Source organism: Pseudonocardia sp. (genome assembly GCF_029263155.1).
Lineage (GTDB): Bacteria > Actinomycetota > Actinomycetes > Mycobacteriales > Pseudonocardiaceae > Pseudonocardia.
In genome coordinates this window covers 17,123-36,879 of the sequence record NZ_JAJCYB010000086.1, presented here as the reverse complement: position 1 = coordinate 36,879, position 19,757 = coordinate 17,123, and the positions used below count along the sequence as shown (strand labels likewise).

Sequence of the window (19,757 nt, the reverse complement as noted above, 5' to 3'; positions counted from 1 at the left end):
GCCGGGGCCTGTTCAGCGACCGCGCCACTCCCGGTAGCGGCTCACCAGCGCCGCGGTGGAGGAGTCCAGCCCCGAGAGGTCCGGGTCGGCGTCGGTGAGCACCGGTCCGAGCTGCTTCGCGAGCACCTTGCCCAGCTCCACGCCCCACTGGTCGAACGAGTCGATGCCCCAGACGGTGCCCTCGACGAACGTGACGTGCTCGTAGAACGCGATCAGCTGCCCGAGCACGGCGGGGGTCAGCCGGCGTGCCAGGATCGTCGAGGACGGGCGGTTGCCGGGCATCACCTTGTGCGGGACGACGTCGGCCGGGGTGCCCTCGGCCGCGATCTCCTCGGCGGTCTTGCCGAACGCGAGAGCCGAGGTCTGGGCGAACATGTTGGCCATGAACAGGTCGTGCATGTCCGTGGGCCCGTGCACCGACCGCACGTGGTTGGGCTCGGCGAAGCCGATGAAGTCGCACGGGACCATCCGCGTGCCCTGGTGGATGAGCTGGTAGAAGGCGTGCTGGCCGTTGGTGCCCGGCTCGCCCCAGAAGATCTCGCCGGTCGCGGTCGTCACCGGCGTGCCGTCGCCGCGCACCGACTTGCCGTTGCTCTCCATCGTCAGCTGCTGCAGGTAGGCGGGCAGCCGGTGCAGGTACTGGCTGTAGGGCAGCACCGCGTGGGTCTCGGCGCCGAAGAAGTTGACGTACCAGACGTTCAGGAGCCCGGCGATCACCGGCAGGTTCTGCTCCAGCGGGGCGTCGCGGAAGTGCCGGTCCATCGCGTGCATGCCGGCGAGGAAGTCGGCGAACCGGTCCCGCCCGATCGCGACCATGAGCGAGAGCCCGATCGCCGAGTCCACCGAGTAGCGGCCGCCGACCCAGTCCCAGAACCCGAACATGTTCGCCGCGTCGATGCCGAACTCCTCCACCTCGGCCGCGTTGGTCGACACGGCCGCGAAGTGCCGCGCGACGGCGGTCTCGTCGTCGAGCGCGCCGACCAGCCAGGCGCGCGCGGCGCGCGCGTTGGTCAGGGTCTCCTGCGTGGTGAAGGTCTTGGACGAGACGATGAACAGCGTGGTCGCCGGATCGAGGTCGAGCAGCGTCTCGGTGAGGTCGGTGGGATCGATGTTGGAGACGAAGCGCATCGTGAGGTCGCGCTGCGAGTAGTCGCGCAGCGCCTCGTAGGCCATCACCGGGCCCAGGTCGGACCCGCCGATCCCGATGTTGACCACGGCGCGGATCCGTTGCCCGGTGTGCCCGAGCCACTCCCCGGAGCGGACGGCGTCGGTGAAGGCGCCCATCCGGTCGAGCACCTCGTGCACGTCGTCGATCACGTCCTGGGCGTCGACGGCCAGTGCGGTGGCCCGCGGCGCGCGCAGTGCCGTGTGCAGGACCGCGCGGTCCTCGCTGGTGTTGATGTGCTCGCCCGCGAACATCGCCTGGGTGCGCTCGGGCAGGCCGGCGGCCCGGGCGAGCGCGGTGAGCAGCGGCAGCGTGTCGCGGGTGATGCGGTTCTTGGAGTAGTCCAGGACCAGGTCGCCGCCGGTGGCGGTGAGCGCCGCGGCGCGCCCGGGGTCGTCGTCGAACAGGTCGCGCAGGTGGGTCCGGGCGACGGCGGCCTGGTGCTCGGTGAGGGCGGCCCACTCGGGGGTAGCGGCGATGTCCACGGCGGCCATCCTGCCGTCACTCAGCCGTGGACGGGGGACGGGGCCTCCGGCTGGTCCCACAGGGCGATCCCGCCCAGCAGCCCGGAGATGTTGGGCACCAGCGTGCGGTTCTCCCCGAGGGTGTCGGGGTCGAGCCGCTTGGCGTTGCCGCCGCCGATGTAGACGTGGTCGGGCAGCACCATCGCCTCGAACGCCTCCAGCGCGTCGAGCACCCGCTCGCGCCACGCCTGCTTGCCGATCTCCTCGCGCTGGTTGTCCCCGCACGCCACCTCGATGGACAGGCCCTCGCCGAACCGCCCGTGCGACAGCTCCATGTGCGGCAGCAGCACCCCGTCGAAGAAGATCGCGCAGCCGACGCCGGTGCCGAGCGTGATCACCAGCTCCATGCCGCGCCCGGAGACCACGGCCGAGCCCTGCACGTCGGCGTCGTTGGCGACCCGCACGGGCCGGTCGAACCGGTCCCGCAGCGCCGTCTCCAGCTCGAAGCCGTGCCAGAGTGCCACCAGCTCGGGGTCGGGGTCCTGCCCCGGGCCGCGGCGGGAGAACGCAGGCACCTCGCGGACCCGGCCGTTGCGGATCGCGCCCGGGAAGCCGACCGACACCCGGTCGTGGGCGGGCTGGGTGGCCGCGAGCGCCGTCAGCTCGTCGAGCAGGACCGACGGGGTGCAGGGGTAGGGGGTCTCCCGCCGCACCCGCTCCGAGGTCATCTCGCCGTCCGGGTCGAGCACGGTGGCCTTGAGCCCCGAACCCCCGACGTCGATCGCGAGCGTGAGCGCCATCGTCCGACCTCCCGTTGTCGATCCTGCGCGGTATCGATCCAGCGACGGACGCTACACGCGCGGGGGCGCGGCCAGCACCCTGCCGGACGTCGCAGTCGGCCCTCCCGAGCCACAGCAGGGTGGCTCTACTCCGGTCCGGTCGGAGCACAGCCACCCTGCTGTGACCGGCGGGACGGGATGGGGGCGCCACGGGGGAGGAGCTGCGCCGTGTCCTCCACCGTCTCGGGGTAGATCAGGCCGCTGCCGGTGTTGAGGACCACGACGTCCTCGGTGCCGTCCAGCCAGCCCGACTCCCTCAGCTGCCCGACCGCGGCCACACACGCCGCGCCCTCGGGGCAGATCCAGGTGCCCTCGTCCCGGGCCAGCGCGGCCTGCGCGGCCAGCAGGTCGTCGTCGGTGACGGCGACCGCGGTGCCGCCGGTGTCGCGCACGGCGTCGAGGACCAGGAAGTCGCCCAGCGCCTTCGGGACGGTGATGCCGAAGGCCACGGTGCGCGGGTCGGCCGGGGCGGTGCTCTCGGCCAGGCCGGCGTGGAAGGCGTCGACGATCGGCGCGCAACCGCTCGCCTGCACCGCGACCAACCGCGGCAGGTCACCGCGCAGCCAGCCCAGCTCGCGCAGCTCCCGGAACGCCTTGTGCATCGCGATGATGCCGACGCCGCCGCCGGTCGGGTAGAGGACGACGTCCGGCGCGCGCCACCCGAGCTGTTCGACGATCTCGTAGCCCATCGTCTTCTTGCCCTCCAGCCGGTAGGGCTCGCGCAGCGTGGACACGTCCTGGTAGCCGGCCCGCTCGCGCACGGCGGCGGCGATCAGCGCACCGGCGTCCCCGATCAGGCCGTCGACGAGGTGCAGCTCCGCGCCCGTCACGAGGCACTCGCGCCGGGTGATCACCGGTGCGTCCGCGGGCATCGCGATCAGCGCGGCCATCCCGGCCCGCGCCGCGTACGCCGACCAGGCCGCTCCCGCGTTGCCGTTCGTCGGCATCGCGACGCCGGCGACGCCCAGCTCCCTGGCCCGCGAGACGCCCACCGCCGCGCCGCGGGCCTTGAACGCCCCGGTCGGCACGAGGCCGTCGTCCTTCATCCGCAGGCCCGCGACGCCGAGGCGGGCGCCGTGGCGGGGCAGGTCCAGCAGCGGCGTCATGCCCTCCCCGGGTGTGACGATCTGCCGCTCGTCGCGGACCGGGAGCAGCTCGTGGTAGCGCCAGATGTCCGCCCGACGTGCGGTGATGTCGGCGGGCGACACGGTGGCGGCGACCCGGTCGAGGTCGTAGCGCGCGAGGAGCGGCGCGCCGAGCGGCGAGGTGCCCTGGACCACGTCGGCGTCATGGCGCGAGCCGTCACGGGAGCACTCGAGGTGGGCGAGAACGGAGTAGTCCGATGTCGGAGAGGGCACGAGGACAGGCAAGACGTCGGGTGCGGTTGCGTCAACCGGGTGGCGGTTCGGAGGGCCTGCGGACACGGTGTGCCACCGATCACGACGAGCGGCGGGTGACGGCGGGCGATCGGTCGGCCGGCGCCGTTCACGACATGGGGTGATTACGCCGACTGCTCGTCGCACGTCGGCGAATGGTCGTCGCGGAATCCACTGACCAGCCGTGTTCGCGCCACTCCATCGGGTTAGCGTCCCTCGGCGAAAGAGACCACACGATCACCGAAGGTTCCGGAGGCTCCCCCCAATGAACCGTCCCCTTCCCGCTCCGTTCAGCGACGTGGCGCTGCTGGTCGCCCGCGTGCTGCTCGGCGTCGTCATGTTCGCCCACGGCTACCAGAAGATGGTCATCAACGGCATCAGCCGCACCACCGAGGGCTTCGAGACGCTCAGCATCCCGCTGGCGATCGTCTCGGCGTCGTTCGTCACGGTGGTCGAGTTCGCCGGGAGCGCGCTGCTCATCCTCGGCGCGCTCACCCCCTTCGTGGCCGCGTGCAACCTGGTGATCATGGGTGGGGCCGCGCTGTTCGTGCACGCCAAGAACGGCATCTTCGTCGCCGACGGCGGGTGGGAACTCGTCGGCGTCATCGGAGCCGGGTTCCTGTTGCTCGCCGCGATGGGGCCGGGCCGCTTCAGCGTCGACCACGTGATCAACCGCAAGCAGCGTGAGCACCGTGAGGCCCTGGCCCGCTCGCAGGGTGCGCGCCCGGCCGCCCGCCACGTGGCACCGGCCGCGTCCGCCGACCTGTGGACCCCGCCGCAGGGCTCGCCCGCCCCGCTGCCCCGCCGCGCCGCCCGGCCGCAGGGCATCTCGACCTACCGCTGACCGCCCCCACGTCGGGAGCGCCCGCGGGGCGCCCGGTCCGCCGGGCCGGGCGCCCCGCGGGTGGCGTGCGGCACGATGAGGCCATGGCGCTGCGCCACGTCACCGCGATCCGCTACGTCACAGCACTACGTGAGGGCGGCTCGCTCCCCGGCCTGATGGAGGCCGACGACCTCGGCACCTACGTCGTCAAGTTCCGCGGCGCCGGGCAGGGGCCGAAGGTGCTCGTCGCGGAGATCGTGGCGGGCGAGCTGGCCCGCGGGCTGGGGCTGCCGGTGCCCGACCTGGTCACCGTCGAGCTGGATCCGGCGCTCGGGGCGACCGAGCCGGACCAGGAGGTCCAGGAGTTGCTGCGCGCGAGCCCCGGGCGCAACCTCGGCATGGACTTCCTGCCCGGCGCGTTGGACCTCGACCCGGCCGCGTTCCCGCCCGACCCCGGCCTCGCCGGGCGGATCCTGTGGTTCGACGCGCTGATCGGCAACGTCGACCGCACGTGGCGCAACGCCAACATGCTGTTCTGGCACGGCGAGCCGTACCTGATCGACCACGGCGCGTCGCTGACGTTCCACCACAGCTGGACCGGTGCCGACGCGTGGGCCCACCGCCCCTACGCCGCCGCCGACCACCTCCTGCTGGGCTGCGCCCCGGACCTCGACGCCGCCGACCGCGCCCTGGCCCCGCTCGTCACCGCGGAGCTGCTGGATCGGGCCGTCGGTGCGGTGCCGCAGGAGTGGCTCGACGGAGCACCCCGGGCCGCCTACGTCACGGCGCTGCTGGCCCGCCGCGACGCGCGGGCGCAGTGGCTGCCCGGTGTGCACGCGGCGGTGGCCGCGCGGGCGGGCCGGGTGCGGGAGCCGGACCCCGCACCCGACCGGCCCCGGTGGCCCACCGGGGGGCGCCGGTCATGAGGCACGCCTACGAGTACGCGTTGCTGCGCGTGGTGCCGCGCATCGAGCGCGGCGAGGCGATCAACGCCGGCGTGCTGGTGTACTGCCGCGCCCTGGACTTCCTGGGTGCACGCGTGTATCTCGACCCGACGCGGCTCGCGATGCTGGACGCGGACGCGGACGCGGCGGCCGTCGCGCGCGCCCTCGACGCCGTCGCCGCCGGGTGCGCCGACCGCGGCACGTCGGCTGCCCGGCACGCCGGGCCGGCGGGCGACGAGGACCGCGGACGCCGGTTCCGCCGCCTCACCGCCCCGCGCAGCACCGTCGTCCAGGCGGGCCCGGTCCACACCGGGATCACGGCCGACCCCGCCGCCGCCCTGACCCATCTCCTGGACACACTCGTGCGTTCCCGCTGAGTCGGGCCCGACTCGCGCGCACGCAGGGCCCGACTCGCGCGCACGCAGGCCCCGACTCGCGGGGGTGCCGCGTCAGCGCAGGGCGTCGCCGAGGCGGGTGAGGCTGGCCGACATCTGCTCCTGGGAGACGCGGGGGTAGAGGGCGAGGGCGCCCTCGTCGCGCACGCCGCTCCAGTCGTAGGTGTGGGTGACCTTCGTACCGCCGTCGGCGGTCGGCTCCAGCTCCCAGCCGTAGGTGTGCCCGCTGGGGTCGAGCTCACCGATGACGTGCGACAGGGAGCCGGGCGGGTGGATCGCCGGGGCCCAGGCGATGCGCCGGCCCGGCTCGAAGTCGACGACCTCGCTGCGCATCCGGTAGTCGCCGATGCCGTCCTGGTTCATCTTCATGACGAACGCGTCGCCGACGCCGGAGACCGGGCTGGGCCCCTCGTCCAGGCCGCGCAGCATGCCCGCCCCGTCGAGCTCGGTGTGCTGGGCCGGGTCGGCGAGCAGCGCGAACACGCGCTCCGGTGGTGCGTCGATCGTGCCGCTGACCTGCAGGGAGCGTTCCTCGCTCATGTGTCCTCCATCGACGGTGATGTGGTGCGACTCTGTGGTGCGCAACGGAATCCACCCACGGGTGCACGGTGGCCGTCAACCGGCACCGTCCACTGTGATGGGGTGATGACGACCGACGCCGTGCCCGAGACCGCCCTCGCCGACTGGTTCCGCACCGCCGTGCCGGGGTCGGTCGCGCCGCTGTCCGTGCAACGGATCGCCGGCGGGCACTCCAACCTCACCTTCCGGATCACCGACGCGACCGGTGCGACGTGGGCGCTGCGGCGCCCGCCGATGGGCATGGTGCTGGCCACCGCGCACGACATGGGCCGCGAGTGGCGCTTCCTCACCGCGCTCGCCGGCACCGCGGTGCCGGTGGCGCCACCGGTCGCGCTGTGCACGGACCCGGAGGTGATCGGCGCGGAGTTCTACGTGATGGGGTTCGTCGAGGGCGACGTGCTCGGCGACGAGGCGTCCGGACACCGGCTGGAACCCGCGGCCCGACACGCGGCGGGGCTGGACGCGGTGGAGGTCATGGCCGCGCTACACGCCGTCGATCCCGACGCGGCGGGTCTGGGCGACCTGCGCCGCCCCGGCGGCTACCTGCAGCGCCAGCTGCGGCGCTGGCACCGGCAGGTGCACGCGTCGGCGGTGACCGACCTCGACGTCGTCGACGCCGCGCACGACGCGCTGGCGGCGCGGGCGGCGCGGCTGCGGCCGTCGGAGGTCCGGATCGCGCACGGCGACTTCCGCCTCGGCAACCTCGCCGTCGGCCCGGACGGGCGGGTCCGGGCGGTGTTCGACTGGGAGCTCGCGACGCTCGGCGACCCCCTCGCCGACCTCGGCTGGTTGATCGCGTCCTGGGGCCGCCCGGGGGACGCCGTGCCGCCGACGCTGCGCGGGCCCAGCCTCGTCGAGGGCTGGGCCGAGCGTGACGAGCTGGTGGACCGGTACGCGCGGCGCTCCGGTCGCGACGTGACCGACCTCGACTTCTACGTTGCCTTCGCCCGTTGGCGCTCGGCCTGCATCGGCGCGGGGGTCTGGAGCCGCTACGCCGGCGGCGCGATGGGCGAGGGCGAGCCGGTCGAGGTGTCGGCGGCCCGGCTCGCCTCCCTGCACGCGCAGGCCGCGGCGGCGCTGGCGGCGCTGGGCGGCTGAGGTCGGGTCCGCCCGTCGGTCACGTCGGGTCCAGGGTGATCGCCACTCCGGTCGCGCCGCCGTGCCGACGCCGCAACCCGCTGATCGTCGTCAGCACCCGGCCGAGCAGGCCGTACTTGCGGCGCACCGCGTCGCGGACGCGCCGGGTGCCCGCGGCGTCGAGCACCGTGGCCGTGCCGGGCACCGCTGGGCCGAGCGGGGTGCCGCGCCGGTCGCACTCGGCCAGCGTGACGGCGCTGCTGCGGCGGATCCGCTTGATCTTGCCCGACGACGCGGGCGTCCAGACACCGAGCGCGCCGTCGACCGGCACCACCCACACCGGCGTGGGCACGCCGGTGCCGTCGCGGCGGAACGTGGTGAGCAGGACGAACTGCGCGTCGGCGAGCGGGGTCACGCGGAGACGGTAGCGGGGCGCAGGTGGACCGGCATGGCGTCGTAGCCGCGCAGTACCCGGGTGGGGCGGCGGTGCGGCGGTCCGGCCGGCGCGAGGTCGGGGAAGCGGTCGAACAGCGCCCGCAGCCCGACCTCGCCCTCCATCTTCGCCAGGCCCGCGCCGAGGCAGTAGTGGATACCGCTGGAGAACGCGATGTGGTCGCCGGCTCCTGCGCGGGTGACGTCGAAGGTGCCCGGGTCGGTGAACACGGCCGGGTCGCGGTTGGCCCCGCCCAGCATGATCACGACGATCCGCCCCGCGCGCATCCGCGCGCCCTCGGCGATCTCGGTGTCGCGCAGCGCGATGCGGCCGGTGCGCTGCACGGGGGAGTCGATGCGCAGGATCTCCTCCACGGCGTTCGGCCAGCGGGTCGGGTCGGCGCGCAGCAGGTCGAGCTGCTCGGGATGCGAGGTGAGCAGCGCCGCCCCGTTGCCGATGAGGTTGACGGTGGTCTCGAACCCGGCCGCGAGCAGCAGCATCGCGATGCTGGTCAGCTCGTCGTCGTTCAGCTTCCCCTCCGCACCGTGCGCGTGCACGAGGGTGGAGAGGATGTTGTCGCCGGGGTTGCGGCGGATGTGCTCGAAGTGGTCCTGCATCCAGGCGGACAGCGCGGTGAGGTCGCGCTCGGAGCGGCGGAACTCCGACCACGACAGCCCCGCGTCGAGCGAGAGCGCCCCGCCCGCGCCCCACTCCAGGAACTGGCGGCGCATGTCCACCGGCGCCCCCAGCATCTCGGCGATGACGGTGGCGGGCAGCAGCGCGGCGTAGTCGTCGATGAGGTCGGCGCCCTCGCCCCGTCCGTGACGGGCGGCCATCTCGTCGAGCAGCCCGGTGGCGACCTCCTCGGTGCGGCTGCGCAGTGCGGCCACCGCCCGGGCGGTGAACGCCCTGGTCACGAGTTTGCGATAGCGCGTGTGGTCGGGCGCGTCGACCGACAGCATCGACGGCGGGGTGACCGGTCCGAGCGGCCCCGGCCCGCCGGCGCGCACCAGCAGGCGCAGCGCGGCGGGGGCCTCGCCGCTGGGTCCGCCGACGACGCCGAGGTCGGGGCTGCGCAGGATCGCGGTGGCGACGTCGTGGTGGGCGGTGTGCAGCACGATCCCGTTGTCGACGAGCCGGCCGCGCTCGCGCAGGTCGTCGTAGTGGGTGAACGGGTCGGCGACGACCGCGGGGTCGATCATCAGCCGGGCCGTCGGGTCACCCGCCCGCATCCTGCGGGCGACGGCCCGCTTGATCATCCCGTGCCGGATGCCCCACCGGATCGCCTGCCGCACGTCGGCCTCCTGCCGCCCCACTGCTTCCTACTGTCGGTAACCTCCGTGAACTTACCGCCGGTAACCTGATCCGGCCACCTCTTCGTGGTACGGATTGCCGGTGACCGACCCCCGGCTGCTGGCCGTCGCCGACCTGCACGTCCGCTACCCCGACAACCGGGCCATCGCCGAGGACCTGCGTCCCGCCCACGACGGCGACTGGCTGATCGTGGCCGGCGACGTCGCCGAGCAGGTCGACGACGTCGTGCGCACGCTGGGGCTGCTGCGCGAGCGGTTCGCCCGCGTGATCTGGGTGCCGGGCAACCACGAGCTGTGGACGCGCACGAAGGACCCGGTGTCGCTGCGCGGCGTGGCCCGCTACGACCGGCTCGTGGCGCAGTGCCGGGAGATCGGCGTCGACACCCCGGAGGACGCGTTCCCGGTGTGGACGGGCGCGGGCGGCCCGGTCGTCGTCGCGCCGCTGTTCGGGCTGTTCGACTACACGTTCCTGCCCGACGGCACGAGCACCCCGGCCGAGGGGCTGGCCGCCGCCTACGCCGCGGGTGTGGTCTGCACCGACGAGCACCTGCTGTTCCCGGACCCCTACCCCGACCGCGCGGCCTGGTGCGCCGCCCGGGTCGCGGAGTCCCGCCGCCGCCTCGACGCGCTGGACCCCGCGCTGCCGACGGTCCTGGTCAACCACTGGCCGCTCACCCGGTTCCCGACCCGCGTGCTGCGCCACCCCGAGTTCGCGCTGTGGTGCGGCACGACCGCCACCGCCGACTGGCATGTGCGCTACCGCGCCACCGCCGTCGTGTACGGGCACCTGCACATCCCGCGCGTCACGGTGGAGGACGGGGTGCGGTTCGTGGAGGCGTCGCTGGGCTACCCGCGGGAATGGCGCGCGCGGGCCGAGCGGGGTCGATCCGCGCCGCTGCCCCGCCAGATCCTGCCGGCACCGGAACCCGAGCCCCTGCGGGATCCCGGAACCACCACCAGACGGCCACCCACAGCACCGGTCCGGTGACGGCCAGGATCGCCAGCGCCAGCCACGCGGTCTCGTAGACGAACCCGGTGGCCGCCCACCCGGCGATCCAGACCGCCATCAGCGCGGTGCGCCGCCGGATCAGCCGCCGGTGCACCACCACCAGCGGCTCGCGCATGTCGGTGACGACGACCGGCCGGTCCACCGCTCCAGTATCACCGCCCGCGGCCGCAACGCCGGAGTACTCCCTTGTTGACAATGATTGTCGTGTGCGTGACGGTGGTCCCATGACGACTCGTTCCGGGTACACGGCCCTCGCCTGCGTCGCGCCCGGCTGCGGCCTGGCCGACCCCGCCACCGTCGGTCCCGCGCTGGTCGAGGCGTTGCGTAGGGCCGTCCGTGCCAGCGGGCACGGGGTGCTGGTCAGCGCCGGATGCCCGTTCGCCGGGGCGTGCGGCCCGCGGGCGGTGGCGCCCGTCGTGGTGGTCCAGCCCTGCGACGACGAGCGCCGCCCGACCTCCTGCGCGCTCACCGTCGGCCCGCTGCGCACCGAGGCCGACGTCGAGGCCTTCACGGCCTGGCTGCGCGCGGGCGATCTCGACCCGCGCCTGCTGCCTGCCCACCTCCTCGACGCCGCCCGCCGCGCCGCCGCCCGCGGTCGATGATCGCCGCCCGCGGTCGATGATCGCCGGCCGCGGGACGTGAGCTGTGGAACCGCCGCCCGTGTCCCGATCCTGGCGATCATGGTCGGTCGCACCGTCGGTCCGGGTCGGTCGTTGCACCGGGTGGTGGAGGGGAGCGGGCATGCGGGCAGCGGTGCGGCTGGCGATGACGGTGACGGTGACGGTCGGGGCGGCGGTGGTGATCGGGGCGGCAGGGCCCGCGCTCGCCAGTGACGACGGGCCGCCGTTGAGCGTCCCCGCCGCGGCGCTCGACGCCGCGCTGGAGTGCACCGACGGCGGCGCCGAGCTCGACCCCGTGCTGCTGATCCCGGGCACCGGGCTCACGCCGGGCCCGAACTTCGACTGGAACTACGAGCCGCTGTTCCTCGCGCAGGACCGGGCCTACTGCACCGTCGAGCTCCCGTTCGCGGCCACCGGCGACATCCAGGTGGCGGCCGAGTACGTCGTCCACGCGCTGCGCGCGATGGGACCGGGGACCGACGTCGTCGGCTACTCGCAGGGCGGGATGATCGGCCGCTGGGCGCTGAAGTACTGGCCCGACACCCGCGACCTGGTCGACGACCTGGTCGGCCTCGCGCCGTCCAACCACGGCACCCTCGACGCCGACGTGCTGTGCGCGGGCGGGCCCTGCGCCCCGGCGATCCACCAGCAGGCGCTCACCGCCGAGTTCATCGACACCCTCAACACGGGACCGGAGACCGTCGCCGGGGTCGACTACACGGTGGCGTACACGCTGTTCGACGAGGTGGTCGTGCCCAACGCGGTGCCCCCGGCCAGCTCCCCGCTGCGCGGAGGGGAGGGGGAGATCGCCAACATCGCGGTGCAGCAGGTCTGCCCCGGCCATGTCGCCGAGCACCTCACGCTGGGCACGTTCGACCCCGTCGCCGCGGCGATCGCGCTCGACGCGCTCGACACCGACGGCCCGGCCGACCGCACCCGCATCGACCCCGCCGTCTGCCGCGTGCCGTTCATGCCCGGCGTCGACCCCCTGACGTTCCCGACCGACCTGGCCCGCTTCGGCGCGGCCGTCGGCACCGGCATCGCGACGGCCCCGCTGGTGCCCGCCGAACCACCCCTCGCGGCCTACGCGCGCTGACCGGGGCCACCGCGGTGTGACGAGCGCGGTGACCGCGGCGGCCGCCACGGACCGCGCGGCGCGTGGTGGGATGGCCGGTATGACGGGAGCGCGGACACTGCAGCGCGGCGGCGCGGAGTCCTTGTGGGCGCAGCTGCTCGCCGACCTGCGCCGCCGCCTCGACGACGGCGAGTTCACCGACGCCTTCCCGGGAGAGCTGGCGCTGGTCGCGGAGTACCGGGTGAGCCGCCACACCGTGCGGGAGGCGCTGCGCAGGCTGCGCGACGACGGCACGGTCGTCGCCGGGCGCGGCCGGGCACCGCGGCTGGCCGAGCCGGTGGAGATCCGCCAGCCGCTCGGGGCGCTCTACAGCCTGTTCGCCTCCGTCCGGGCGGCCGGGCTGAGCCAGCGCAGCGTCGTGCGCACGCTGGAGGAGCGCGCCGACGGGGTGGTCGCGGCGCGGCTCGGCCTGGAGGAGTCCACGCCGCTGGTCTACCTGGAGCGGCTGCGGATGGCCGGCACCGCCCCGCTGGCCGTCGACCGCGTGTGGCTGCCGCACCGGCTCGCCGCGCCGCTGCTTGACCTCGACCTCACCCACACCGCCCTCTACACCGAGCTCGCGCAGGCCTGCGGCGTGCGCCTCACCGGCGGGCGCGAGGACATCCGCGCCGTCGTGCTCTCCCCGGCCGAGCGGGACCTGCTCGCCGTCGACGCGGGTGTGGCCGCCTTCGCGATCGAGCGTCTCGGGTACTCGGGCGGCGACGCGGTGGAGTGGCGGCACACGCTGGTGCGCGGCGACCGCTACACCGTCACCGCCGACCTCTCCGCGGGCGAGGGGTACCAGCTCGGCATGGCCCGCTGACCCGTGGCCGTCCTATCCGAGGCCGGCCTGCGCCGGGTGCTGGTCGTGCTGTGCGGCACCGAGATCGTCAGCTGGGGCGTCCTGTACTACGCGTTCCCGGTGCTGGCCACGAGCATCACCGCCGACACCGGCTGGTCGCTGGCCACGATCACCGCGGCGTTCTCGACCGGCCTCGTGGTCTCCGCGCTCGTGGGCATCCCGGCCGGGCGCTGGCTCGACCGCTACGGCCCGCGCGTGGTGATGACGTCGGGCTCGGTGCTCGCCGTGCCTGCCGTCGTCGGGATCGCGGTGGCCCCGACGCTGCCGTGGTTCTTCGCGGCGTGGGTCCTGGCCGGGATCGCGATGGCCGGGGTGCTCTACGCGCCCGCGTTCGCGGCGCTCACCCGCTGGTGGGGGCCGCGGCGGGTCACCGCTCTCACCGCGGTCACGCTGCTGGCCGGGTTCGCGAGCCTGGTCTTCGCGCCGCTGACGGCGGTGCTGGTGGAGGGCTCGGACTGGCGCCGCACCTACCTGGTCCTGGCCGTGGTCCTCGCAGTCACGACCATCCCCGCGCACCTGTTCGGATTGCGTGGGCACTGGCCCGCGCCGGAGCGGGCCGAGCACCGCGCGCACGACGACCCCGGGGCGATCGCCCGCAGCCGCCCCTTCGTGCTGGTGGTGGCCGCGGTCGGGCTGGGGTCGTTCACGGCCTTCGCCGTGATCGTCAACCAGGTGCCGCTGCTGGTGGAGCGCGGGCTGACCACCACCGAGGCCGCGTGGGCCCTCGGCCTCGGCGGGCTGGGGCAGACGCTGGGCCGGCTGGGGTACGGCCCGCTCGTCGCGGTCACCTCGGTGCGTGGCCGCGCCGTCGCCATCCTGCTCGCGACGGCGGCCACGACCGGCCTGATGGCGCTGGTCCCCGGCCCGACGGCGCTGCTGATCGCCGTCGCGATGCTGGCCGGCGCCGCCCGCGGGGTGCTCACGCTGTTCCAGGCCACGGCGGTCAGCGACCGCTGGGGCGCCGCGCACTACGGCCGCCTGAACGGGATCCTCTCGGCCCCGGTGATGCTGGCGACGGCGCTTGCGCCCTGGGCGGGTGCCGCACTGGCCGACGTGCTCGGCGGGTACCCGGCGGTGTTCGCCGTGCTGGCCGCGGTGGCGGTGCTGGCGGCGGCCTGCGCCGTGGGCAGCGTGCCGCGGAGGCCGTGACGACCCGCCCGCTCGCGTCAGCCGCCGACCTGGGAGAGCCAGTTCGGGTTGGTCATGACGCCCAGGACGTTGCCGAAGGGGTCGACGACCGACGCCGTGACGAATTCCTCGCCGCGCGCGGTGATCGGCTCGTAGGGCGTGGCGCCGAGCTCCAGCAGCCGCGCCACCGTGGCGTCGAGGTCGTCGACGTGCCAGTGCATGATCGCGCCGCCGGGTCCGCCGGTGGCCGCGGGCGGGGCGTAGCGGCGGTCGATGATGCCCAGCTCGTCGTGGTGGTCGCCCAGGCGGAACTCGATGTAGGCCGGGCGGCCCTCGGGTCCGGGACGCTCGAAGTAGGGCGGCACGCCCAGGAAACCGGCGTACCAGTCGGCGGCCGCGGCCACGTCGTCGGCCCAGATGTTCAGGGTGGCGAATCCTCGGAGGCTCATGGGTGCGACGCTAATCGCCGTTGTGGAACCAGCGGTTCCGCAACGGGTGCGAGACTCCGCGGATGTTGGAGACCTCGGTCCGCCTGCTCCGCCTGCTGTCGCTGCTGCAGGTCCGGCGGCACTGGTCGGGCGCCGAGCTCGCCGACCGCCTCGGCGTGACGACACGGACCGTGCGCAACGACGTCGAGCGGCTGCGGATCCTGGGCTACGAGGTGGCGTCGAGCACCGGGGTGGCGGGCGGATACCGGCTCGCCGCGGGCACGGCGTTGCCGCCGCTGCTGCTCGACGACGACGAGGCCGTCGCGGTGGGGCTGGGGCTGCGCGCCGCCGCGTCCGGGAGCGTCACCGGCATCGAGGAGACCTCGCTGCGCGCCCTGGCCAAGCTCGAGCAGACCCTGCCCGCCCGCCTGCGCCACCGCGTCGACGCGCTGCGGCGGGCCACCGTGACGGCCACGGGACACGGACCGACCGCCGACGCCACCACGTTGACGACGGTCGCCACCGCCTGCCGCGACCACCAGGTGCTGCGCTTCGACTACCGCGACCACGACGGCGGGTCGACCCTGCGCCGCGTGGAGCCGCACCGCCTCGTCCACACCGGACGCCGCTGGTACCTGCTCGCCTTCGACCGCGACCGCGCGGACTGGCGCACGTTCCGGGCCGACCGCATCACCCCGCGCCTGCCCACCGGTCCGCGCTTCGCCCCGCGCGAGCCGCCCGACGACGCGGCCACCCACGTCGTGCGCGGCACGGCCTCGCGGGCGTGGGCGTTCCCGGCGCGGGTCCGCCTGCACGCCCCCGCCGAGGTGATCGCCGAGCACGACCGCGTCACCCCGGCCGCGGGCCTGCTCACCCCGGTCGACGAGCACAGCTGCCTGCTGGAGACCGGCAGCGGCTCCCTGCGCGACCTCGTCGGCTACCTCACCGGTCTCGACGTGGGGTTCGACGTGCTCGATCCGCCCGAGCTGCGCGCGCTGCTGCGCGAGCTGGCCGACCGCTACGCCGCCGCCGCGCGCGAGCCTGCGCCCTGACCGGCCGCGTCGCGCGAGGTTGTCGGGGGCCCCGGCATGATGGGCGCTGGCGTGTCGAGGGGATGGCGGATGGGGATGGGCGGATGACTGCGGCAGGGGCACTGATGGAGCAGGACGTGGCGGCCGTGCGGGAGGAGACGGCCGCGGGCAGGCAGGTCACGGTCTGGTTCACCGCGGACGCCGTGGGGGTCCCCGTCGGCGGCTCGGCCAAGGTGCTCGCGGTCGGCGACGTCGAGGAGGGCGACTTCATCCAGGTCCGGCCGGTCGGCTCCAAGGACACGATGTACTGCTCGCCGGGCGAGCTCACGCGCAGCCGGCCGCCGCGGCGCCGGTCCGCGCGGGCCACGGAGCCCGCCACCGACCACACGCCCGCGCCGGTCTCGTCGGCCGCGCCCGCCCGGCGCCCGCCCACGGCCCGTGCGGCGGAGCGCCCCGATCGCCCCGCCGCTGCCAAGCCCGTCCCGGACGCCGCCGCCAAGCCCGGGCCGAAGACCGCTCCGGACACCGCCACCAAGGCCGTTCCGGACACCGCCACGAAGGCCGCTCCGTCGGAGCCGAAGTCCGGCCCGCGCCGCGGCGAGCGCCCGGGCGAGATCGCCGTCACCCTCGCGGCCACGCCCGACGGCGAGTGGTCGGTCGAGGTACTGGTCGGCCGCAAGCGCGTCGTCACCCGCACGCCCGTCCCGGCCGCCGACGTCGCGACGGCCGCGCGGTCCCTGCCGGCACCCGTCGTCGAGGTGATCGAGTCCTCGCTGGAGAGCGCGCGCCGTCGGCAGCGCGAGCGGGTGGAGCAGCTGCGCGCCGAGCTCGACGCCGCACAGCGCATGCTCGACCAGCTGGTCTGAGGGGTCCCGAGCGATCTGGCCGCGCCATCGCCTTCGGGGTGCAGCACTTCGCACCCTGAGCCCGGGCCCTGGCGGTGCGGGGTCGCGAGTCGCACGCGGGGGGCGCGCGCCTCCGTGAGAACGTGTCGCCGTGCCCGAACCGGCCTCCCGGGGTCCCCGTTGACGCCCGCACCCGTGGCGGGCGCGGGTACGGCCCGCCGGTGGGCCCGCCGGGCCGGGCTGGTCGGGGTGCTGGGACTGGTGTGCGCGGCGCTGCTGCCGTTCGCGCCGGTGCGGGTGAACGAGCCCACCGTGAGCTGGCCGCGTGACCCCGTCCGCGTCGAGTCGACGCTGCTCACCCTCACCGCCTACCGGCCGCTGGCGCTGGACGTGCGGTTCTCCTGCGACGTCGTGCGCGCCGCGCAGGCCACCGCCGACGGCCTGGTCGTGTCGACCGGGGTGCCCGGACCGGAGCAGACCGCCACGACGGGACTGGTCGTGCGGGCCGCGGACGGGCGGCTGGTGATCCGCGCGCGGGACCGGGTACTGGTGGACGAACCGGTGCCCGCGGGCCCGTGCGCCTACCGGATCTCGGGGACGGGGACGGGCCGGCCCAGCCTCGTCGCGGCCCCCCCGGGGCTGCTCTCCTCCGACGACCCCGCGGTGCCGCTCCCGGCCGCACCCGCGGGCCGGGCCGGGTTCGCCGGACCCGCGGACGCCGAGCTGACCGTCGCGCGTGACGGCGTGCCGATCGCCCGCGGGTCGGACGAGCAGCTGCCCGACGTCGACGCGCTCGTCAGCTCCGTCACCGACCTGCCGCCGGGCGGGCAGCTCGCGGTGGAGCTGCGCGTCGACGACGAGTTCACCAGCAGCCCCGCCCCGCTGAAGGTGGCGCTCACGGCCGCGGCGGCGCTGGCCCTGCTGGCCACCGCGCTGCTGCTGGCGCGGGTGGACCGGGGCGCGGGCCGGGACCCGCCGCCGGCGCGGGGGCCGGCGCGGCCGCGCGCGGTGGATGTGGTCGTGCCCGCGGTACTGGTCGCCTGGGCCGTGGTCGCGCCCGCCACCGACGACGACGGGTACTTCGTCGCCCAGGCCCGCAACGCGGTGCTGTCCGGCGAGATCGGCAACTACTACCAGTTCTACGACCAGAGCTTCACCCCGTTCACCTGGGTCTACCAGGGGTTGGCCTGGTGGATCCAGCTGGCCGGGGACGCGCCGCTGGTGCTGCGGCTGCCCGCGCTGGTCTGCGGGCTGCTGACCTGGATGGTGGCGCGCCGGATGGTCGCTGCGGCGCTGGACGGGTGGGCGTCCGCGCCGCGCCCGGGCGTGGCCCGCGGCGTGCTGGCCGTCGCGTTCCTCGCCTGGTGGCTGCCCTACGACATGGGCGTGCGCCCCGAGGCGGTGGTGGCCCTGGCCGGCGCCGCGGCGCTGCTGGCGGTGCTGCACGCCGCGCGCAGGCGGCGGCTGGTGGCGGCGTGGGCGGCGTTCGCCGTCGCGGGGGCCGGGTTCACCGCGCACACGACGGGCTTCACGCTGCTGGCGGTGCTGCTCGCGGGGTCGCCCCTGCTGCACGACGTCGTGCGGGTGCCCGGGGACCGGTGGGCCACGGCGACGCGCTGGGCCGCCGTGGTGTCGGGTGCCGCGACCGCGCCGCTGCTGGGCTTCGCCGACGGCGCGCTGCGCGACTTCCGGCGGGGGCAGGCCGCGTTCCTGTCCGTGCTGCCCCAGGGCGGGTGGACCGGCGAGATCGAGCGCTACGTGTTCCTGCTCGACCGGATCCCGATGGGCAACTTCGCCAAGCGGGCCGCCGTGCTGGCCTGCCTGCTCGCCCTCGTCTGGTTCACGCTGCTGGCGGTGGCGGCGCGGGCCCGGCGGGTCGCCGTCCCGACGACGCTGTGGCTGGCCGCGTCCGCGACCGCGCTGTCCCTCCTGGCGCTGTGGGCGACCCCGTCGAAGTGGACGCACCACTTCGGGGCGCTCGCCGGGGTCGGGCCGGTGTTCCTCGCCCTCGCGCTGGTGGCGGCGGTACCGCTGGTCCGGGCGGTGGCCCCGCGACCACCCACGGGCCTGCTCCTCGCGGTCACGGCGTCGTTCGCCGTCGTGCTCGCGCTGGCCTGGCAGGGGCCCAACACGTGGGCCTACGCCTGGCTGGAGGGCGTCCGCACCCCCTACGAGCCGCCGTCGGTGCGCAACGTCGGCCTCGGCCACCCGCTGCTGTGGGCGGCGGCCATGGGTGCCGTCGCGGTCGCGGCAGCGGTCCGGGCGCGCCGGGGCGGGCCGCTCGACGTCCGGGCGCACGTGGTGGCGGCCGTGCCGGTCGTCGTCGTCGCGTCGCTCGCCGCGACGAGCGCGTACGCGGTCGGGGTGTTCGGCCTCGCCGCCGTGCAGGGCGTGCCTCCCGAGTCGGTGTGGGCGCGCACGCTCGCCGACCCCACGGGCCGGGGGTGCGGCGCGGCCGGGGTGATCCGGGTGCTGGACCCGGCCACGGCCCGGCCCCTGACCCCCGCCGTCGGCCTGCCCGTGCCCGCGGTGGGCCCGGGCTTCGTCGAGGGGGCGGGCTTCCCGGCCGACAGCAGGCCGCAGGGGCCCGCGGCGGACCGGGTGTGGGGCAGCTTCGTCTCGACCGGAGGGCGCCCGGCCGAGGAGGCGGTCGGCGAGATCGCCACGCCCTCGTTCGTGCTGCCCGACCCGTCCGACGGGACGCACCTCACGGTCCTCGCCGCGGGCACCCTGGCCGAGGGCGCCTCGCTCACCGCCGTCTATGCCGACGCCGCCGGGCGCGCCGAGGGCACCGAGGTCCTCGCCGACGGCGCCCGCTCGCCGCACTGGCGCACGCTGCGGCTCGACCCGCCGCCCGGTGCGGCCACGGTGCGGCTGGAGGCGGTCGACGACGCCGGGGGCGCCGACGGCTGGCTCGCGTTCACCGCACCCGCCACGGCGCGCGAGGTGGTGCTGCGGGACCTGCTGCCCGCGGACGCGCCGGTCGCGCTCGGGTGGCAGCTCGGGTTCGGCTACCCGTGCCAGCGCCAACCCGCGGTCGTGAACGGGATCACCGAACCGCCCGAATTCGCCGTGCTGCGCGCTGCGGCGCCGCTGGGCGGGTTGGGCGACATCACCTGGCAGCCCGGCCGCGGCGCCGTGTTCGGCCAGGTCACGCGCACGCAGTCGGTGCTGGCGCTGGCCACGGTCGGCCCGGTGGACCCCTACGTCCAGGTGTACGTGCTCGACACGGCGCTGGACCGCGACGCCTACACGGTCACGACGCGCACGCGCACCGTCGGCGGGGCGGGCTGACCGGTGGGCGCGCGATAG

General features: G+C 75.4%; 19 protein-coding genes. 12 read left to right on the top strand and 7 right to left on the bottom strand.

What is annotated here, in order from left to right; all coding sequences use genetic code 11:
• Positions 1-12 precede the first annotated feature (12 nt).
• The 3 genes from pgi to Q1K26_RS17825 form a co-directional block, all read right to left on the bottom strand.
• On the bottom strand, positions 13-1,659 hold the full coding sequence (gene pgi / locus Q1K26_RS17835; RefSeq protein WP_300013965.1) for a glucose-6-phosphate isomerase: 1,647 nt from the start codon (positions 1,657-1,659) through the stop codon (positions 13-15).
• Between the two features lie 11 nt (positions 1,660-1,670).
• On the bottom strand, positions 1,671-2,429 hold the full coding sequence (locus Q1K26_RS17830) for an ROK family protein (RefSeq protein ID WP_300013963.1): 759 nt from the start codon (positions 2,427-2,429) through the stop codon (positions 1,671-1,673).
• Between the two features lie 125 nt (positions 2,430-2,554).
• Complete coding sequence (locus Q1K26_RS17825; protein WP_300013960.1) at positions 2,555-3,826, bottom strand: threonine synthase; 1,272 nt, start codon at positions 3,824-3,826, stop codon at positions 2,555-2,557.
• Positions 3,827-4,109: 283 nt separating this feature from the next.
• Between Q1K26_RS17825 and Q1K26_RS17820 the strand changes: the two genes are divergently transcribed.
• The 3 genes from Q1K26_RS17820 to Q1K26_RS17810 all read left to right on the top strand — a co-directional run bounded on the left by Q1K26_RS17820 (position 4,110) and on the right by Q1K26_RS17810 (position 5,988).
• Positions 4,110-4,688 (top strand): DoxX family protein, encoded by a 579-nt coding sequence (locus Q1K26_RS17820; RefSeq protein WP_300013956.1) that lies wholly within the window; start codon positions 4,110-4,112, stop codon positions 4,686-4,688.
• An 83-nt stretch (positions 4,689-4,771) separates the two neighbouring features.
• Positions 4,772-5,593, top strand: coding sequence for a HipA family kinase (locus Q1K26_RS17815; RefSeq protein WP_300013953.1), 822 nt, complete (start codon positions 4,772-4,774; stop codon positions 5,591-5,593).
• Positions 5,590-5,988 (top strand): DUF3037 domain-containing protein, encoded by a 399-nt coding sequence (locus tag Q1K26_RS17810; protein WP_300013950.1) that lies wholly within the window; start codon positions 5,590-5,592, stop codon positions 5,986-5,988. Before Q1K26_RS17815 ends, Q1K26_RS17810 begins: the two co-directional genes overlap by 4 nt.
• Before the next feature lie 72 nt (positions 5,989-6,060).
• Here Q1K26_RS17810 and Q1K26_RS17805 read toward each other — a convergent pair whose 3' ends face one another.
• Positions 6,061-6,546, bottom strand: coding sequence for an SRPBCC family protein (locus Q1K26_RS17805; RefSeq protein ID WP_300013948.1), 486 nt, complete (start codon positions 6,544-6,546; stop codon positions 6,061-6,063).
• Positions 6,547-6,651: 105 nt separating this feature from the next.
• On the opposite strand from Q1K26_RS17805, the gene Q1K26_RS17800 reads away from it, so the two are divergent.
• A complete protein-coding gene (locus Q1K26_RS17800; protein WP_300013945.1) occupies positions 6,652-7,683 on the top strand; it encodes a phosphotransferase family protein in 1,032 nt (343 codons plus the stop codon).
• 19 nt (positions 7,684-7,702) lie between these two features.
• Here the strand turns inward: Q1K26_RS17800 and Q1K26_RS17795 are convergent, their stop codons facing one another.
• Both Q1K26_RS17795 and Q1K26_RS17790 read right to left on the bottom strand, forming a co-directional pair.
• Positions 7,703-8,077 (bottom strand): PPOX class F420-dependent oxidoreductase, encoded by a 375-nt coding sequence (locus tag Q1K26_RS17795; RefSeq protein WP_300013942.1) that lies wholly within the window; start codon positions 8,075-8,077, stop codon positions 7,703-7,705.
• Positions 8,074-9,411: a cytochrome P450 gene (locus tag Q1K26_RS17790; protein ID WP_300013939.1), complete on the bottom strand. Its 1,338-nt coding sequence runs from the start codon at positions 9,409-9,411 to the stop codon at positions 8,074-8,076. Before Q1K26_RS17790 ends, Q1K26_RS17795 begins: the two co-directional genes overlap by 4 nt.
• Positions 9,412-9,490: 79 nt before the next feature.
• Between Q1K26_RS17790 and Q1K26_RS17785 the strand changes: the two genes are divergently transcribed.
• From Q1K26_RS17785 to Q1K26_RS17765, 5 genes are all read left to right on the top strand, one after another.
• The gene (locus tag Q1K26_RS17785) at positions 9,491-10,396 is read left to right on the top strand and encodes a metallophosphoesterase (RefSeq protein WP_300013937.1); all 906 of its coding nucleotides are present in this window, start codon (positions 9,491-9,493) and stop codon (positions 10,394-10,396) included.
• 245 nt (positions 10,397-10,641) lie between these two features.
• Positions 10,642-11,019, top strand: a complete 378-nt coding sequence (locus Q1K26_RS17780) for a hypothetical protein (protein ID WP_300013934.1) — start codon at positions 10,642-10,644, stop codon at positions 11,017-11,019.
• A gap of 139 nt (positions 11,020-11,158) precedes the next feature.
• Positions 11,159-12,133, top strand: coding sequence for a lipase (locus Q1K26_RS17775; RefSeq protein ID WP_300013931.1), 975 nt, complete (start codon positions 11,159-11,161; stop codon positions 12,131-12,133).
• A gap of 70 nt (positions 12,134-12,203) precedes the next feature.
• Positions 12,204-12,974 (top strand): GntR family transcriptional regulator, encoded by a 771-nt coding sequence (locus tag Q1K26_RS17770; protein WP_300013927.1) that lies wholly within the window; start codon positions 12,204-12,206, stop codon positions 12,972-12,974.
• A 3-nt stretch (positions 12,975-12,977) separates the two neighbouring features.
• The gene (locus Q1K26_RS17765) at positions 12,978-14,162 is read left to right on the top strand and encodes an MFS transporter (protein WP_300013924.1); all 1,185 of its coding nucleotides are present in this window, start codon (positions 12,978-12,980) and stop codon (positions 14,160-14,162) included.
• Positions 14,163-14,179: 17 nt separating this feature from the next.
• Here the strand turns inward: Q1K26_RS17765 and Q1K26_RS17760 are convergent, their stop codons facing one another.
• Positions 14,180-14,590, bottom strand: a complete 411-nt coding sequence (locus Q1K26_RS17760) for a VOC family protein (protein ID WP_300013921.1) — start codon at positions 14,588-14,590, stop codon at positions 14,180-14,182.
• 62 nt (positions 14,591-14,652) lie between these two features.
• On the opposite strand from Q1K26_RS17760, the gene Q1K26_RS17755 reads away from it, so the two are divergent.
• The 3 genes from Q1K26_RS17755 (at position 14,653) to Q1K26_RS17745 (ending at position 19,739) form a co-directional block, all read left to right on the top strand.
• Positions 14,653-15,621 (top strand): YafY family protein, encoded by a 969-nt coding sequence (locus Q1K26_RS17755; protein WP_300013918.1) that lies wholly within the window; start codon positions 14,653-14,655, stop codon positions 15,619-15,621.
• 83 nt (positions 15,622-15,704) lie between these two features.
• Positions 15,705-16,466, top strand: coding sequence for a DUF6319 family protein (locus Q1K26_RS17750; protein ID WP_300013915.1), 762 nt, complete (start codon positions 15,705-15,707; stop codon positions 16,464-16,466).
• Positions 16,467-16,625: 159 nt separating this feature from the next.
• The gene (locus Q1K26_RS17745) at positions 16,626-19,739 is read left to right on the top strand and encodes an arabinosyltransferase domain-containing protein (protein ID WP_300013912.1); all 3,114 of its coding nucleotides are present in this window, start codon (positions 16,626-16,628) and stop codon (positions 19,737-19,739) included.
• Positions 19,740-19,757: the final 18 nt, after the last annotated feature.

Excerpts from the sequence above, each read along its gene's own strand:
- Q1K26_RS17800 (WP_300013945.1), top strand. The coding sequence starts at position 6,652 with ATGACGACCGACGCCGTGCCCGAGACCGCCCTCGCCGACTGGTTCCGC.
- Q1K26_RS17830 (WP_300013963.1), bottom strand. The coding sequence starts at position 2,429 with ATGGCGCTCACGCTCGCGATCGACGTCGGGGGTTCGGGGCTCAAGGCC.
- Q1K26_RS17775 (WP_300013931.1), top strand. The coding sequence starts at position 11,159 with ATGCGGGCAGCGGTGCGGCTGGCGATGACGGTGACGGTGACGGTCGGG.
- pgi (WP_300013965.1), bottom strand. The coding sequence starts at position 1,659 with ATGGCCGCCGTGGACATCGCCGCTACCCCCGAGTGGGCCGCCCTCACC.
- Q1K26_RS17780 (WP_300013934.1), top strand. The coding sequence starts at position 10,642 with ATGACGACTCGTTCCGGGTACACGGCCCTCGCCTGCGTCGCGCCCGGC.
- Q1K26_RS17815 (WP_300013953.1), top strand. The coding sequence starts at position 4,772 with ATGGCGCTGCGCCACGTCACCGCGATCCGCTACGTCACAGCACTACGT.
- Q1K26_RS17750 (WP_300013915.1), top strand. The coding sequence starts at position 15,705 with ATGACTGCGGCAGGGGCACTGATGGAGCAGGACGTGGCGGCCGTGCGG.
- Q1K26_RS17770 (WP_300013927.1), top strand. The coding sequence starts at position 12,204 with ATGGCCGGTATGACGGGAGCGCGGACACTGCAGCGCGGCGGCGCGGAG.
- Q1K26_RS17755 (WP_300013918.1), top strand. The coding sequence starts at position 14,653 with ATGTTGGAGACCTCGGTCCGCCTGCTCCGCCTGCTGTCGCTGCTGCAG.
- Q1K26_RS17810 (WP_300013950.1), top strand. The coding sequence starts at position 5,590 with ATGAGGCACGCCTACGAGTACGCGTTGCTGCGCGTGGTGCCGCGCATC.
- Q1K26_RS17805 (WP_300013948.1), bottom strand. The coding sequence starts at position 6,546 with ATGAGCGAGGAACGCTCCCTGCAGGTCAGCGGCACGATCGACGCACCA.
- Q1K26_RS17760 (WP_300013921.1), bottom strand. The coding sequence starts at position 14,590 with ATGAGCCTCCGAGGATTCGCCACCCTGAACATCTGGGCCGACGACGTG.
- Q1K26_RS17820 (WP_300013956.1), top strand. The coding sequence starts at position 4,110 with ATGAACCGTCCCCTTCCCGCTCCGTTCAGCGACGTGGCGCTGCTGGTC.